The organism is Streptosporangium sp. NPDC002544 (assembly GCF_040295965.1).
GTDB lineage: Bacteria > Actinomycetota > Actinomycetes > Streptosporangiales > Streptosporangiaceae > Streptosporangium.
On record NZ_JBEOWJ010000006.1, the window covers coordinates 248,628 to 263,364 of the forward strand.

Here is a 14,737-nt window from a genome sequence, read left to right on the forward strand (position 1 = left end):
GGCGTCCACGCACATCGGGGTGGCGGAGCCGAGGGTGTCCTTGACCTTGATCATGCCGTCATCGATCACGAACTTCTGGTTGGTGTTGCCCGCGAAGCACTGCCACAGGTGCACCGGGGTGCCGTTGGTGCGGGTGCCGTTGGCGTCCACGCACACGGCAGGTCCGGCGACAGCAGTGTGGGTAGCGGGCCGCTGGACGGTGGCCTCGGCGGGCAGGGCGGTGACCGCACTCGCGGCGACGACGGCGATGGCGCCGGACAGCAGATGGCGGGCAAGCAACATGGTGCCTCCTGGGCAAGTTCGATCAGTACCCGAACACCATCCCGTAACCGAAAGTGCTTGATCAACTACCTGGCGCCATGATTGGTTGTCCGTGTCGCTCTGCACTCTGTCCCGACCAGGGAACTTACCGACATGGCCGTCGCATTGACGTACACCCGTGCAGTAGTCCGGTTGTAGAGGTTGAGCGAGTGTCGTACACCACCTCCGCTGATATTGGCTGGTCATCGCCCGGACGGGGGCTGAATACTCCAGCCGTAGATCGTGATCTTCACAATCGGAGCTCTGCCTGCCAGGGCTAATGGTCGGCTTGGGCTCAGGCCTGGTGGCGCATTCGGGCCGGCGCTAGGGTGCCCCGAATGATCGAGATACCAGAGACGTTCGCACGGAGCACTGTCGAACGTGAAGGAGAGCCTGGAGCGGCGTGGCTCGCCGAACTGCCCAGGATCGTGGACGAGCTGCTGGGGCGCTGGGGGTACGCGCCGGACGGCAACGTCATGCACGGGGGTGTCGGGATCATCGTCCCGGTGCGACGGCGGGCCGAGGGGACCGCTGTGCTGAAGGTGTCGTTTCCGCATCCCGGCAACGTCCATGAGCCGGACGCATTCGCGGCGTGGGGTGGGCGCGGAGCTGTTCTGCTGCACGAACGCGACGACGAGCATTTCGCCATGCTGCTCGAGCGAGTCCAGGCGTCGACGCTGGCGGAGGTCGAAGATGGCGATGAGGTGGTAACAGTCGCAGGGCGGATCAATCGCCGACTGGCCATCCCCGCGCCGCCTGGTCTGCCCCGGCTGCGGGAGCAGGCCGACGCCTGGGAAGAGCAGCTACGCAAGGACGCTGAGGAACTGACGCACACACTGCCGCGTTACGCGGTGGACGCCGCCGTGGCGACCGTCCGTGAGCTGGGCCGAGTTCAGCTGGACATCCTCATCCATGGCGACCTGCACGCCAAAAACATTCTGCGGGCCGATCGTGAGCCCTGGCTGGCCGTCGACCCCAAGGGGTACGCGGGAGACCCCGCGTACGACGGCGGCACACTGCTCAAGTCGCGCGCGCTGACGCTCCTCGAAGCGGACGACCTGCGGAAGGCTGTCCACCGCACGGTGGACGTCTTCGCCGAGGCTGCGGAAGTCGATCGCGAGCGTGCCCGGCGCTGGGCCCAGTTTCATGCCGTCCAGGCTGCGTTTTGGGGCCGCCGCCACGGCTTCCGTATTGCCCGCAGCGGAGCACGCTTGGACTGGCTCATCGAATTTGCGGACCGCCTGGCGGAGTTGCTCACGGAACGCTCGTAGGTCACGTCCAGCGAAGTGGTGTACGAGTTGATCTCCGCGTGATCCTGTTTCTGCAGGTTAAGCGGTAAGTGTCGGTGGAATGGGATTGTGCTGCGGTGTGTCGCCGGAGATGACACGCATCCGGGTCTTGGCCAAGACGTCGAGGCCCATGTAGCGGCGAGCCTCGGTCCACTCGTCGGTCTGCTCGGCCAAAACCGCACCAACGAGACGGACGATCGAGGCCCGGTCGGGGAAGATCCCGACTACGTCGGTGCGGCGGATCTCCTTGTGCGTTGGTCCCGCTGGCGGCGGCGCCACCAGGTACGCGCCCGAGCCAGGCACTACAAACGACAGGCCGCTCACGAACGGCGAAGATCACGATCTGCGGCTGGAGTACTAATTGTCAGTGCCTCCTGGTTGTGTGAGCGGCACAGATCGCAGGGTTGGTCACGAGAAGGGCAACGAGCATGAAGGACGAGGAAGGTTTCTGGGGCCTGGTGGAGGCGGCCTGGGCGCCGCTGGGGGTGGACGTCAATCAGGCGCGTCGGGAACTGGCACAGCGGACGCCTGCCCCCGACGAGGACCTTTACGGCAAGCCGCCGTTCGCCGTGGTCGAAGCCGCTCTGCAGGAGTTCCTGAGCAACCTCGGCTCCATCAGCGAGGGGTTGTCGGCGGACGAGCTGACAGACCTCGATCGGGTGGTCGAGGCCAAGCTCCATGACATCGACCGCGCGGACATCCAAGCGGTCACCGACGGTTCCGATGACGGTTTCCTCTATGCGCGCGGCTTCATCGTCGCGCTGGGCCGCGACTTCTACGCCGCGGTGGCCGAGGATCCGAAGAAGGCGGTGCTGGATGCCGAGTGCGAGGAGATGTGTTACTTCTTCGCCCACCTGCACCACGAGCGCTATGGAACTTTCCCGGACACCGGATCGAAAATCTCACGCGAGTCGTGTTCGAACCCGGCCGGCTGGCCTGGCTGACCCACTCAGGCGGGGCCGACTCCGGAGATCTGGTAGCGGGCCACCTCGGCGTCGCGAATCATCACCGTCTGGTCGTCGCTCGGCCCGGAGCCTCGGAAGGCGTCGAGACTCTCCTCGGACTCCCAGCGCTCGTAGACGTTGATCCGATCGGCTTCGACGAGGTCGGCGCCGAGCGCGAAGTCGAGGCAGCCGGCCGAGGCACGCGCCTGCTCGACCACGCTGACACAGCCCCGCAGATAGGCGTCACGAGCACCGGGGTCAACCCTGATCCAACCCGAAATGATGATCACGCCGCCACCGTACGACCCGCCACCGACAGAACCGTCACCGCACAAGATCAAGCCTTGTCCTCGGCCACCGGACCACTGATCCTGCCGAGGAGGGCCACCCCTGGCCGGATGCCGGTCAGGAGCCGGGGCCGAACCGGATCGTGCGCGGTGTCGTGACGAACCTCCTCGGAACCGCGACCTGGCTCGGTGACCGATGGCCACTGTCCCGAGGAACCGTGCAATCGATTTGACTCTCCAGTGACTGGAGGGTTCATGCTGCTGCGGTGAACGACCGCGACCAACTGCTCACCATCGGACAGCTCGCTGACCGTACGGGCCTGTCGGTGCGTACCATCCGCTTCTGGTCCGACATCGATGTCATCCCGCCGACGCGCCGGTCGGCGGGCGGCTTCCGCCTGTACGACATGGAGGCGGTGGCCCGGCTTGACCTGGTGCGAACGCTACGCGAACTGGGGCTGGACCTCGACACCGTCCAGAAGGTCCTTACCAGGCAGTGCACGGTGGCCGATGTCGCGCGGGCACATGTGCGGGCGCTGGACACCCAGATCCGCTCCCTCCATCTGCGCCGGGCAGTGCTGCGGTCGATCGCCCAACAGGAGAGCACGACCGAGGAGATGATGCTCATGCACAAGTTGATCCGCCTGTCCGCTCAGGAACGGCAGCGAATGATCGACGACTTCGTCGACCGTACGTTCGACGGCATCGACCCACAGGCGCCGGGGGCCCACATCGCGGCCTCGATGCGCCAGATCCCGGCAGAGCTGCCGGACGAACCCACCCCGGAACAGGTGGAGGCCTGGCTGGAACTCGCCGAACTCGTGGGTGACGCCGGCTTCCAGGAACGCGTACGCCAGATGGCGGTGGCCGGCGCCACGCCCGGCGACGAGTCCGGGCCGCAGCCGTACGACCCCACTCTGGTCCTCGAGCACGCCGGGAGAGCGGTGGCTGACGGCATCAGCCCCGAGTCGGCCGAGGGCAGGGCGATCCTGGATCGGATCGTGGATCCGGCGCTGCCCGCCGGAGACCGTACCCGGGTGGCCGACCAGGTGGAGACGTTCACCGACCGCCGGGTGGAGCGGTACTGGCAGCTCGTGGGCGTGCTCAACGGCAGGCCGCCGTTTCCGCCCAGTGTCCCTGCCTTCGAATGGTTCATCGCCGCGCTGCGCGTATCCTGACCCGACCCCGGCTTCAGCCGGGCCGCCCCAGGGGGAGGGCTCCGTCCCACCCCCGAGCGGTCGGCGCCGTGGCCACGAGCATCCCGGCTCCGAGGTCCAATCCCGGGCCGGTTCGCCTTCGTAGTCGTGGTGAAAGAACTGGACGACCAATCCCAGGTGGCCCGCCGTCTCAGTCCAAAAGGCCGAGGTACTGGGCAAGGCGACCGTGGACCTGAGTGAGTAGGTCCTCGTCCAGGGTGCCGCTCCGATCTTCCAGCACGGATTTCATCAGGGGCTGCACAGCCGGAACCCGGATCCAGCACTTCTTGACGGCTCCGCCCTGGCCCTTGGCCAACTGAACATCAAAGCGAGTACGTCGTGAGGTAGAGCCAGAGATAGGGCAGGCGAGGACGAACGGCCAGTCGGGGTCACCGTTTGATTCCGTTCCTGTGACCACCACCACAGGGCGCCGTTCGTCATGGACGACCCGATCCTCTTCAGGGATGAGGCGTAGCGACTTGTCGCTGACGAGGTAGACACCGCCAGCCAGGTAGGGACCCGGCACTATTCCTCCAGGAGATGCCGGGTGGCGTCAGTGCGGTGCTCGGCGAACTGGTCGACCTCTTCGACGAGATCGTCGATACCGCCGGGCTCGTCGTCCGGCAGCGGGTTACTCCCGGCCCACCGACGGAGCCTGGCAAGCCCAGAGCCGAGGTCGGGCAGGGGCGGTCCTCCGGCAAGGTCAAGCCGCACCTCATGCCTGTGCTGCTTGATGGCCTCCCGCACTGGAGGCGTCTGACAGGTGAGATCGCGCAACTGTCCTGCCGACCATTGCCCGTAGTCGGCCAGGACCGCGTTCACAATCTCCGCGAACTCGGCATCGATGTCCGTCTGAGGAGCATCCACAAGATGGATGAGACATTCCCGGTGACCGGCGAAAGGATCGGTTGTCTCTTCCACCCGGATGATGCCCGCCTCGCGAAGATCTCGCTCGATCTCGGCGAGGCGCAGACTGTGCGGGCCATGATGGCGCCATCTCCACTCGACGCCCGAGCCGGGAGGAAGTCCGCGCTCGACAGCACGTAGATCGGCGAGGTAGAGAAGTTTTGTGAGCTTGGTGCGGTTGATTCGCACACCACGGGAGCGGGCCATCGCCAGAAGATAGGCAACGGCCGCGGCCGGACCACGAAGGGTCACAGTGGTCGTCACACTGCTCAGTGTAGGTGCGGTGTTGTCTATGACAAGCACTCTCACAAGCCCATCTGATCGAATACATGCCCCATGTTGCCGGGGTCGCGCAATGAGGCTAGACGACATCGCCGCAGCTCGACAGCCAGATGGCTTGATTTGATGGCTGTAACGATTACTCAGATGACCTCAAATTCCTCAATATCCGATCATTCCTTCAAGCTCGCCGCGGAGCGAATTGCCGTATCAGCCGGAAAATGTCCGATAAACCAAGAATCGTCCTTGATGGGGCCGTTCACCTCGTCGATGGGTTCACCAGGTGATGCGGTCCGAGGGCGACGGCTGGTGGAAGGGGAGCGGGATTTGTGCACATCACACCGGCGGGAACCTCGCCCGCTGAGCCCCACGCCTACTCACCCACCACGCCACTCCACGAACGCGCGGTCCGGCAGACCAGCACATTTGGGGGGCTCACAACGCCCTGGCCTTCTTTCGGTCCGCAGTGGACAATCCACACGAGAGGATCTTTCTACATCGTGGAGGATGGAGCATGGCCGCGATCAAATGTGGTCTGCCGGCCATCGGCGCACTCGTCATGCTGGCGGCGGGATGCTCGGCGAGCGGTCCGGCGCCCAGAGCCGAAGACGCCCGGCCGTCGGCCGGCGCGTGCGTCTCCACCGTCACCCGGGACGCGCTGCCCACCTGGGCGAGGACCGGGTTCAGCGATGACGGCTCGGGCGTGCCCCACGTGTTCGGCGAGCACGGCGACATCATCGCCGTGCTGTTCAACTACCCGCTGACGGCCTCCACCGATCCTGAGGTCACGAACAAGATTCTCTGGGTCTCGCGGCTGCTGCAGCAGCCGATGCGGCCGCTGACCATCAAGGCGATGCTGGACGGGACGACGACGTCGGTGGTCCGCGAGATCGACGGAGGCCCCGGGCCTTCGTCGGTCAACCTGCCCAAGGCGGGGTGCTGGCGTCTGACGTTGAACTGGTCCGGACACAGCGACGCCACCACGCTCAGGTTCACCTGACCGGCGAGGGGTGGTGACTTTTCGAAATCACCCACACACCCAAGGTGACACCGTTTAGCCTTTACTTGTGATGGCTACAGTAAAGGTTATGGAGCACGGCAAGAGAACGCGTGCCAGGCGTACCGGGCCGGCGCGCATCTCCAGCAAGAACCAGGTGACCCTGCCCGCGGCGGTCCTGCGCACGCTCGGTCTTCACCCGGGGGACCTGGTGGACATCGCCGAAGAGGGTGGCCAGATCATCATCCGGCGACACCGCAGCCGTCTCGACGGGGTTATCGGCACCATCCCCGGCTTCACCGAGGCCGTGGACGTCGAGACGAGTCGCGAGAGCTGGAGCTGACCGGTGCCGACCGTGATGCTCGACACCAATGTCATCGTCGGCCTGCTCAATCCTGACGACGCGCTGTACGGCCACGCCGGTGACGCGGTCCGCCGCTGGGAGGGCAAGGCGGCCTCGTTCGCCGTCTCCGTGATCACCTGGAGCGAACTGCGGGTCGGTGCGGTCCGCAAGGGTGCCGCGGCCGAGAAGATGCTTGAGGCGTTCCGCGCCGCCGTCATCGACCGGATCGTCGAGGTGGACGAGGCGACGGCCGAGAGCGCGGCCCTGCTCAGAGCCGCGGACCTGACAATCCGGGTACCGGACGCCCTCATCATCGCGACCGCCCGTACGGTGGGGGCCGACGCACTGCTCACCGCGGACCGGAAATTCCCCGGCATCGCCCCGGAACTCGTCGAACCACTACGGCCGAGTTGAACCGTGGCGCGGAATCGCGCGATGTCGGCCTCGCCTGTCCGAGATCCTCTTTCATCGGTGGACAGCGGCGTACCTGCGACACGTCCCGGCCTGGTCGTGTCTCGTCAGCCTGCCTCCAGGGCACCGAGCAGGAAGGCGATGACCGGTCACCCCTCTCCGGCAAGGAAGGCCCCTCCCCCTTTCGAGGTCGACCACTTCTCGGTGAGGCGCCCGGCGGATCATCGCCTCACCGGTCGGCGGTCGACGCTCATCATCGGGCGGTGACCATGGCCGCCACCCGTCAGCCTCAAAACTCGATATTCCGAAATTTCGAATTTATGGTTAAATCGAGGAATGCAATCCATCCTCAGCATGCTCCTGACCACAGTGCTGGCGGCCCCGATGACCGGCGCCGTCGCCGCCCCCGCCGAACTCAAGGACGTTGAGGCCGTACTCGCCTACATCCAGGCCCACCCCGACGACGTCGCGCTGGTGACCCGGGGCATCAGCCACAACGCCGATCGCCTCACCCCTGTGGCGTCGACCACCAAGATCATCCACCTCGCCGCCTACGCCGACGCCGTCCGCAAGGGAAAGGTCAAGCCGGGCGAACGCGTCTCCATGGCCCTGTGGAACGCCTACCACCTGCCCGGCACCGATGGTGGTGCCCACGAAGCGGCGCTCGAACGGCTCAAGCCCGGTGCGAGCGTCACGCTCGACCAGGTCGTCTCCGCCATGATCGAGGAGAGTGACAACGCCGCCGCCGACCTGCTGCGCGACCGCCTCGGCCCCGGCGCGCTGCGCAAGATCGCACAGACCGGCGTCGGTACCATCAACGGCGAGATACTACGCGCCTTCGGCGGCTGCACGCTGCCCGCCGACGTCTGTCTGAAGAACTACGTCAAGGCCGGTACGCAGGTGCGGCCCACGCTCCCCGGCTTCGCCCAGCAGGCTGCCTGGGCCGAAACCGTGACCCGCGTCGAACCTGGCGTGCTGCGCGAAGTGCTCGCCGGACTCAGGAAGGACAAGACGGCGAGCAGGCACCTGGAGTGGCCGATGCGCCAGCCCGGCGCCGACCCCCGCACGCTCCTCATCGGCACCAAGGGTGGCGCGCTGCCCGGCGTCATCAGCGAGGCCATGTACATCGTCCAGCCAGGTGAGAAGCCGCGCGAGACCGTCCTCGCACTGCGGCGACTGCCTGAGGCGACCTGGTTCTCCGGGATGCGCAGCTATGCTCATCAGCAGTTCATTGTGCGGATGGCGACCGATCCCGTCTTCTTCGCGAAAGTCCGCGCAGCGTTGAAGTGAGGCAACCCTGACCAGTGTCGACGACCGGCTCCAGGAGCTCGAGGCGCGGGTCGCCGCCCTCGAGGCCGCGCTCACCGTCCCCAAGCCACCGGCGGCCGGCGACGACACCGGCCTGATCACCTACGGCGGCCAGGCCAGACTCGGCGGCTACCAGTGGCTGTGGGAGGTGGCCCGCAGCCCCGGCTGGTTGCTTCAGCAGCCGACCGGGCCGTTGGCCGCGGTGCTGGCCGCCGCCGGGCATCCGGCGCGCTTCGAGATCCTGCAGTTGCTGGTCGTCGGGCCCAAGCCGGTCGCCGACCTGCAGGCCGAGCTGGCCCTCGCCTCCCCCGGCCAGCTGTACCACCACCTCAAGACGCTGGCCTCGGCCGGGCTGGTCGAGCAGCCCGAGCGGGGAGTCTACCGGGTACCGTCACATGCGATCTTCCCCGTGCTGGCCCTGGCCGCCGCCGCGATCGACGTGGCCGAGCGCTCCGGCGCTCCGGTGAAACCTCACGATCTTCCTGGCTGAGGTTCAGCGGGTGCGCGAGATCCACCCCGCCGACACTTCCGCTGCGACGGACACTCAGCGGAAGTGCCCCATCCGCGGACCTTTCCAGCCGTGACGTCCGATGACCGGCATGCCCAGGCCTGTGGGCTCGCTGTGTTGGCGGGCGAACTGCCGCATGGTGATTCTCGAAGAGCGGTGGCTCCGACACGAAAAAAGAGAAAGGGCTACAACCATTCGCCCGGCAAGTCGCGTTGGGAACGGGCGAGAGGAGCTCACTTTGAATCACCACGACGGCTTCCGCGAGTTCGTGCTCGCCCGCCAGCAGGCGCTGATGCGGACCGCCTACCTGCTCACGGGAGACGCCCACCTCGCCGAGGACCTGCTGCAGAGCGTCCTGATCAAGATCGCGGGGCAGTGGCCCAAGCTGTCCAGGGGCGGCAGTCCGGAGGCGTACACGCGCAAGGCGCTGGTCAACCAGTACATCTCCTGGCGGCGCCGGCCGCGCCTTGAGTTACCCAGCGCCGACCCGCCGGACCGCGGCGCCTCCTACGACGAGGCCGCACTCGACCGGATCGTGCTGCGCCGGGCGCTGGCCAAGCTGACCCCCAAGCAGCGTGCCGTGATCGTGCTGCGCTTCTGGGAGGACCTCACCGAGCCGCAGACCGCCGAGGCGCTCGGCTGCTCGGTGGGCACGGTCAAGAGCCAGGCCCATCACGCGCTGACCCGCCTGCGCACGCTCACGCCCGAGTTGACGCACCTGCTGTCCGATTCCGAGATCAGGGAGGTGGCCCAGTGAAGAGGCTGCGTGAAACGCTGGACGACATCGCCAATGAGGCCCCCCTGGTGGACCTGGCCGACCTGGCCGACCTGGCCGTCGCCGGCCACCGGCGCAGGCGGCGTACCACCCTGACGCTGGCCGCCCTCGCGGCGGTCGCGGTGCTCGGCGCGGCGACGGCGGCCGTGGCGCTGCCCGGGTCGCGCGGCGGCGACACGGCCACGCCGCGGAGCGTGGAGGCGGTGCCCGATCTGCCCGACGGCAGGACAGGGGCGCTCAGCCACGCGTACCAGACGCAGTGCAAGGTCGACGCGGAGCGGCTGCTGCCACCCGACTGCAGCGCCATCGAGTGGCGGGTGGTCACCCGCACCGGCACGACCTACCGGGTGCCGCAGGCGCTCGTCAGGAACACCAAGGATCGACCCGTACCTGTCGCGATCAGCCGGGACGGGCGCATGTTCGCCTACTACAGCCGTCAGGCCCAGGCGCACGTGGTCCGCGACCTGGTGAGCGGCTCCGAGGTGACCTCCTCCGTCACGGTGAAGGAGGAACGGATCGGGGTGGGATCCATGCTCGTCCTCTCCGACGACGGCCGCTATGTGATCTTCGACCCTCGGGAGGGGAGCAAGGATCCCGGGCTGCTGATCGACATGCGGACCGGCAAGACGGTGTCGGTGCCCGGCAAGTTCGAGGCGATCAGCATCAAGGACGGCGTCGCCGCGCTGGTCCGGTACGTCAAGACCGACCTGTGGCTGATGCCCGTCACCGGCGGAGGCACGCCGGTGCGCTTCGACGGCGCGTTCATCATGTTCAGCGAGCTCTCTCCGGACGGCCGCACGGTGGCCGCCTTCGAGTGGCGGAAAGACGGGAGGCACACGTTCACCCTGCTCGACGCCAAGACCGGGCGGACCCTGCGGAAGGTCGCCATCCGCGGCCTGCCGAAGGACGGTGGCGTCTCCAACACCGCTCTCTGGCGGAGCGGCTCCGAGGTCACGATCGTCTACTGGGACAGGAAGTCCCCAGGCACCTACGCGGTCGACGTCAACACCGGACAGGCCCGGCAACTGGCCCGCTACCCCGGCAACTTCGCGCACCTGACCCTGCCTGGAGTCGTGAACAACCAATAGCCACTCAGGATGGGGCGGTCGGCTTCGAGCAGTTCCTCACCGAGACCCGCGTCAAGCCGGTGGAATCGGCGCCGGAAATCGAGGTTCCGCTGGCAGACTCGGCTTCGTGCAGGTAACGCTGGTCCAGGGGGACATCACCGCGCAGCAGGTCGACGCCGTCGTCAACGCCGCCAACTCCTCGCTGCTGGGAGGCGGCGGGGTCGACGGGGCCATCCACCGGCGCGGCGGCCCCGCGATCCTGGCCGCCTGCCGCGAGCTGCGCGCCTCGCACTACGGCAAGGGGCTGCCGACCGGTCAGGCCGTGGCCACCGTCGCGGGCGACCTGCCGGCCCGGTGGGTCATCCACACCGTCGGCCCCGTCTTCTCTCCCGCCGAGGACCGCTCGCACCTGCTGGCCTCCTGCTACCGCGAGTCGCTCCGGGTCGCCGACGAACTGGGCGCGACCAGCGTCGCGTTCCCCGCGATATCCACCGGGATCTACCGCTGGCCCATCGACGACGCCGCCCGCATCGCGCTCGGCACCGTACGCAGCGCACCGACACAGGTCACGGACCTGCGGTTCGTACTGTTCACCCCGGACGCCTACGCCGTCTTCGAAAGGACGCTCGGCGCCGGGTGAGGGGGGGCGAACCACTGACACAGAGGCCGCCGTGCCTGCCTCTCCAATGCACCGGTCGCCTGAGCCCGCCGGCGCCTCCCAGCCCTGACGAACCCTCAGGTGCCGTGAGGGTCCCGGGGCCGGGCGTCGAGCACGCGGACCATGAGCCGTTCGCGGACGCCGGGGTCGTTGGTGTGCGGCTCGGACTCGCCGGTGGCCTCGAAGCCCAGGCGCCGGTACAGCCGGGCCGCCTCGTCGTTGCCGTCCACGACCCACAGCTCGACCCTCTGATGCCCGCGCTCGGCGGCCCACGCGACGACTTCCTCGACGAGCAGGGCACCGACCCCGGCGCCTCGCGCGGCCGGATCGACCCACATGCCGTACACCTCGACCGCCCCACCCCGGCCTTCGGGCACCCAGCCGCCGGCGACCCCGGCCACCCGGCCCTCAACGACCGCGACCGCCTTCACTCCGCGCTCCGGCAGCATCCCGGCACGCCACCGCGCCTCGTCGTACGCCTGTTCCCGCCCGAGCGAGGAGGAGAAGGCCTCCGGTGCGTCCGCCAGTGCCGCGAGCCGGACATCACGGAACGTCCTCCAGTCCTCGGTCGTCAGGCGGCGGACCTCGGCCGGGCCCATCTGGAATCCATCTCGGTGCCCGGTCAGGGCCAGCTCGCCGACGACCTGATCGCCGCTCTTCTCGCCGGTCGGGCGAAAGCCGAGCCGGAGGTAGAAGCGCTCGGGCCCGTGCTCTCCCGGAGCCCAGGTAACCGTCGCGCGGGTCTGCCCACGTCTGCGGACCTCCGCGCACACGGACTCCACCGCGAAGCGGCCATATCCCCGACCCTGCTGATCGGCGGCGATGTTCAGCCGCCAGATTCCACAGCGGGGCGTGTCATCCGGGTCGTCCGGGTTGAAACGGACCATGAAGAAGCCCATGACGAAGCCCACCAGCTGCTCGCCGTCGAAGATCAGTCGAGGCCAGGCGATCTCCGGCTGCGCGTACGCCTCGGCGAGTGACCACGCGACCGGGTCCACGAACTCCTCCTGGTCGGGTCGCACCTTCAGCCGGCACGCGGCCTCGACGTTGTCCGCGGTGACCTTCTCCAGGCGAAGCGACGAAGACATGCTGACAACCTACAGATCGTCTCCGAGAACTCAACGGGATAAATGCCGCCTGCCCGGTCAGGCTCCTGGGCGCGGATGGTTCATCCAGGTCCCTGGGATCTGGATGTCGTAAGAGGGAACCCGGTACTGCCCCGCAGCGGTCTCGCTCATGGCGGCTTCGGCGGTGATGGGCGAAACCCTTCGCGCCAGGGCAGTGGCGGCACAAACCGCCTCGTCATCGCGTCCAGGCTGGTCAGAGACACCTCCTCGGGACTGCTGCCCCCTTACTCCGGCAAGACCTCGGTAATCCTTTCCTGGACGCAAACGATCAAAAGGTGGCAATGTTTGGGCAAAGGGGGGCGATGTGCGGGTTGAGGACTTGTCCGACGCGGAGCGCCGGGTGTGGGAGGCGTTTCCACTCGGGGAGGAGGTCGACTTCAGCACCGGGAAGCCGGAGGAGGACGACCCGGCGGCAGGGGCGGCCTGGGGCGAGGGGCGGACGGTCCGGGCCAGGGTGATCGCCGCCCTGCTGATGAGCGAGGAGCCGCCCCGGTCACACCGGATCCCGGCGCTCCGGATCAAGGGTGCCCGGATCACCGAGTGGGTGAACCTGGCCTACTCCACCCTCCGCCACTCCGCCCGGTTCCTGTCCTGCTTCTTCGCGGAGAAACCCAGCCTGCACTGGGCGCGCTGCCCGCAGCTGAGCTTCAACGGCTCCCACCTGCCGGGCCTGTACGCCTCCAACGCGCAGATCGACGGGCATCTGCTGCTGGAGGGATGCGTGCTCACCGGCCCGGTGGAACTGCGCGGAGCCCAGCTCGCCGGAAGCCTCACGCTGAGCCACGCGCGGAGCCTGGACATCGACTGCGACCGGCTCCAGGCGGGGCGGGGCATCGCCGCGATCGGGCTCGGCGCCACGGACCAGGTCAGCTTCTCCAACGTCAAGGTGAGCGGCACCGTGATTCTGGATCATGCCCGCCTGGCGGCCTCCGGCCGGAGCGCGCTGAACATGGACGGGCTGATCGCCGACGGGAGCGTCTTCTGCCGGTGGATGACGGTCACCGGGATGGTCAGCCTGCGCAACGCCCGGGTGACCGGGCCGTTCGGCTTCACCGGGACCACGATCGACCATCCCGGTCAGATGGTCTTCCGGGGTTCCAGGATCACCGCCGAGGGCGGGCTGTACCTGGGCGCCGGGTTCACCGCGACGGGCACCGTACGACTGGCCAACTCGCGGATCGACCGGGAGCTCAGCCTGAGCGGCGCCCACCTGACCTGTCCCGGCGGTGACGCGCTCCAGGCCGCGGAGCTGCAGGTCGAGGGGAGCTTCGACGCGGACGAGCTCAGCGCCGAGGGGCGGGTGGATCTCTCCCAGGCGCGCGTCTCGGGGTCGCTGAACCTGACCGGCACGAGCCTGTCCGCGCCCGGCGGGGTCGTGCTCGATGCCGACGGGGTGAGTGTCGGCGGCGGGCTGTCGTGCACCAAGGGGTTCCGGGCCGAGGGCGCGGTCCGTCTCGCCGACGCGCGCATCGGGACGTTCGCCGATTTCAGCGGTGCCCGGCTGAGCAACCCCGGCGGCCAGGCGCTCGATCTCGCCGGGGCGAGCGTCGGCGCCGGCCTGGAGTGCGGGCGCGGCTTCGTCGTGGAAGGCGAGCTCACCCTGATCGGGACCCGGATCGACCGGTATCTGAACCTCCACGACGCGACCCTGTCCGCGCCGGGCGGCCATGCCCTGGCCGCCCGGCAACTCCAGACCCGCGAGCTGGACCTGCGCCCCCAGCGGACGCCCGAGGGCGAGGTCGACCTGCGGCACGCCCAGATCGGGGTCATCCGCGACGACCCCGCGACCTGGTCGCCGCGCCGCCAGGACGGTCTCACCTACGAGGCCCTGGAACCGAGGCTGCCCGCCGCCCGGCGCCTGGCCTGGCTGCGGGACGACCCCGACGGATACGTGCCGCAGCCGTACGAGCAGCTCGCCGCCACCTACCGGCGACTGGGTCAGGACGTCGACGCCCGTACCGTGCTGCTGGTCAAGCAGCGGCGGCAGCGCGCCGCGCTCCCGTGGCACGCGCGGGTCTGGGGATGGCTGCAGGACGTCACGGTCGGGTACGGCTACCGTCCGGTCCGTGCCGCCCTGTGGTTTCTGGCCCTGCTCGTCACCGGCGCCGTCGTGTTCGCCGTGCACAACCCGCCCCGCGCGGAACCCGGCAAGGGTCCCGTTTTCAACGCGCTGTTCTACGCGCTGGATCTGCTGCTCCCGGTGATCGACTTCGGGCAGGAGAAGGCGTACCAGCCCGTCGGCGCCGGCCAGTGGGTCGCCTACGGGCTGGTGATCGCGGGCTGGGTGCTGGTCACCACCATCGCCACCGGCATCACCCGCACCCTGTCCCGCCACTGACCGC

At 68.2% G+C, this 14,737-nt stretch carries 17 protein-coding genes and 1 pseudogene; 12 read left to right on the forward strand and 6 right to left on the reverse strand.

The window, feature by feature from the left end; all coding sequences use genetic code 11:
• A partial coding sequence (locus tag ABT061_RS11515) for a ricin-type beta-trefoil lectin domain protein (RefSeq protein WP_350915334.1) occupies positions 1–282 on the reverse strand: 282 nt, incomplete at its 3' end.
• A gap of 356 nt (positions 283–638) precedes the next feature.
• On the opposite strand from ABT061_RS11515, the gene ABT061_RS11520 reads away from it, so the two are divergent.
• Positions 639–1,571 (forward strand): aminoglycoside phosphotransferase family protein, encoded by a 933-nt coding sequence (locus ABT061_RS11520; protein ID WP_350915336.1) that lies wholly within the window; start codon positions 639–641, stop codon positions 1,569–1,571.
• A gap of 57 nt (positions 1,572–1,628) precedes the next feature.
• Here ABT061_RS11520 and ABT061_RS11525 read toward each other — a convergent pair.
• Positions 1,629–1,829, reverse strand: a pseudogene (locus ABT061_RS11525) (transposase); the annotation flags it as partial.
• 188 nt (positions 1,830–2,017) lie between these two features.
• On the opposite strand from ABT061_RS11525, the gene ABT061_RS11530 reads away from it, so the two are divergent.
• Positions 2,018–2,533 (forward strand): DUF4240 domain-containing protein, encoded by a 516-nt coding sequence (locus tag ABT061_RS11530; RefSeq protein ID WP_350915338.1) that lies wholly within the window; start codon positions 2,018–2,020, stop codon positions 2,531–2,533.
• A 5-nt stretch (positions 2,534–2,538) separates the two neighbouring features.
• On the opposite strand, the gene ABT061_RS11535 is transcribed toward ABT061_RS11530, so the two are convergent.
• Complete coding sequence (locus ABT061_RS11535; RefSeq protein ID WP_350915340.1) at positions 2,539–2,823, reverse strand: putative quinol monooxygenase; 285 nt, start codon at positions 2,821–2,823, stop codon at positions 2,539–2,541.
• A gap of 263 nt (positions 2,824–3,086) precedes the next feature.
• On the opposite strand from ABT061_RS11535, the gene ABT061_RS11540 reads away from it, so the two are divergent.
• Entirely contained in the window at positions 3,087–3,998 is a 912-nt protein-coding gene (locus tag ABT061_RS11540; RefSeq protein ID WP_350915342.1) for a helix-turn-helix domain-containing protein, read from the forward strand.
• Positions 3,999–4,167: 169 nt separating this feature from the next.
• Here the strand turns inward: ABT061_RS11540 and ABT061_RS11545 are convergent, their stop codons facing one another.
• Both ABT061_RS11545 and ABT061_RS11550 read right to left on the reverse strand, forming a co-directional pair.
• Positions 4,168–4,542 carry a type II toxin-antitoxin system PemK/MazF family toxin gene (locus ABT061_RS11545; protein ID WP_350915344.1) on the reverse strand — a complete coding sequence of 125 codons (375 nt, stop codon included), beginning with the start codon at positions 4,540–4,542 and terminating at the stop codon, positions 4,168–4,170.
• Entirely contained in the window at positions 4,542–5,186 is a 645-nt protein-coding gene (locus ABT061_RS11550) for a type II toxin-antitoxin system antitoxin SocA domain-containing protein (RefSeq protein WP_350915346.1), read from the reverse strand. Before ABT061_RS11550 ends, ABT061_RS11545 begins: the two co-directional genes overlap by 1 nt.
• 529 nt (positions 5,187–5,715) lie before the next feature.
• Here ABT061_RS11550 and ABT061_RS11555 point away from each other — a divergent pair.
• The 8 genes from ABT061_RS11555 to ABT061_RS11590 all read left to right on the forward strand — a co-directional run bounded on the left by ABT061_RS11555 (position 5,716) and on the right by ABT061_RS11590 (position 11,250).
• A complete protein-coding gene (locus ABT061_RS11555) occupies positions 5,716–6,201 on the forward strand; it encodes a hypothetical protein (protein ID WP_350915348.1) in 486 nt (161 codons plus the stop codon).
• Between the two features lie 88 nt (positions 6,202–6,289).
• Complete coding sequence (locus ABT061_RS11560) at positions 6,290–6,541, forward strand: AbrB/MazE/SpoVT family DNA-binding domain-containing protein (protein ID WP_350915349.1); 252 nt, start codon at positions 6,290–6,292, stop codon at positions 6,539–6,541.
• Between the two features lie 3 nt (positions 6,542–6,544).
• Positions 6,545–6,955, forward strand: coding sequence for a type II toxin-antitoxin system VapC family toxin (locus ABT061_RS11565; RefSeq protein WP_350915350.1), 411 nt, complete (start codon positions 6,545–6,547; stop codon positions 6,953–6,955).
• Positions 6,956–7,288: 333 nt separating this feature from the next.
• Entirely contained in the window at positions 7,289–8,242 is a 954-nt protein-coding gene (locus tag ABT061_RS11570; protein ID WP_350915351.1) for a serine hydrolase, read from the forward strand.
• Between the two features lie 166 nt (positions 8,243–8,408).
• Positions 8,409–8,750: an ArsR/SmtB family transcription factor gene (locus ABT061_RS11575; protein ID WP_350915353.1), complete on the forward strand. Its 342-nt coding sequence runs from the start codon at positions 8,409–8,411 to the stop codon at positions 8,748–8,750.
• A gap of 256 nt (positions 8,751–9,006) precedes the next feature.
• Positions 9,007–9,525 (forward strand): SigE family RNA polymerase sigma factor, encoded by a 519-nt coding sequence (locus tag ABT061_RS11580; protein ID WP_350915355.1) that lies wholly within the window; start codon positions 9,007–9,009, stop codon positions 9,523–9,525.
• Positions 9,522–10,631 (forward strand): hypothetical protein, encoded by a 1,110-nt coding sequence (locus ABT061_RS11585; protein WP_350915357.1) that lies wholly within the window; start codon positions 9,522–9,524, stop codon positions 10,629–10,631. Before ABT061_RS11580 ends, ABT061_RS11585 begins: the two co-directional genes overlap by 4 nt.
• Positions 10,632–10,737: 106 nt before the next feature.
• Positions 10,738–11,250 (forward strand): O-acetyl-ADP-ribose deacetylase, encoded by a 513-nt coding sequence (locus tag ABT061_RS11590; RefSeq protein ID WP_350915359.1) that lies wholly within the window; start codon positions 10,738–10,740, stop codon positions 11,248–11,250.
• Between the two features lie 95 nt (positions 11,251–11,345).
• Here ABT061_RS11590 and ABT061_RS11595 read toward each other — a convergent pair whose 3' ends face one another.
• Positions 11,346–12,356, reverse strand: a complete 1,011-nt coding sequence (locus ABT061_RS11595; protein WP_350915362.1) for a GNAT family N-acetyltransferase — start codon at positions 12,354–12,356, stop codon at positions 11,346–11,348.
• A gap of 343 nt (positions 12,357–12,699) precedes the next feature.
• Here ABT061_RS11595 and ABT061_RS11600 point away from each other — a divergent pair, with 343 nt between their 5' ends.
• Positions 12,700–14,733, forward strand: coding sequence for a translocation/assembly module TamB domain-containing protein (locus ABT061_RS11600; protein ID WP_350915365.1), 2,034 nt, complete (start codon positions 12,700–12,702; stop codon positions 14,731–14,733).
• Positions 14,734–14,737: the final 4 nt, after the last annotated feature.

Bases quoted from the DNA above. Each gene is read 5' to 3' on its own strand.
- ABT061_RS11520 (WP_350915336.1), top strand. From the start codon at position 639: ATGATCGAGATACCAGAGACGTTCGCACGGAGCACTGTCGAACGTGAA.
- ABT061_RS11530 (WP_350915338.1), top strand. From the start codon at position 2,018: ATGAAGGACGAGGAAGGTTTCTGGGGCCTGGTGGAGGCGGCCTGGGCG.
- ABT061_RS11555 (WP_350915348.1), top strand. From the start codon at position 5,716: ATGGCCGCGATCAAATGTGGTCTGCCGGCCATCGGCGCACTCGTCATG.
- ABT061_RS11560 (WP_350915349.1), top strand. From the start codon at position 6,290: ATGGAGCACGGCAAGAGAACGCGTGCCAGGCGTACCGGGCCGGCGCGC.
- ABT061_RS11570 (WP_350915351.1), top strand. From the start codon at position 7,289: ATGCAATCCATCCTCAGCATGCTCCTGACCACAGTGCTGGCGGCCCCG.
- ABT061_RS11595 (WP_350915362.1), bottom strand. From the start codon at position 12,356: ATGTCTTCGTCGCTTCGCCTGGAGAAGGTCACCGCGGACAACGTCGAG.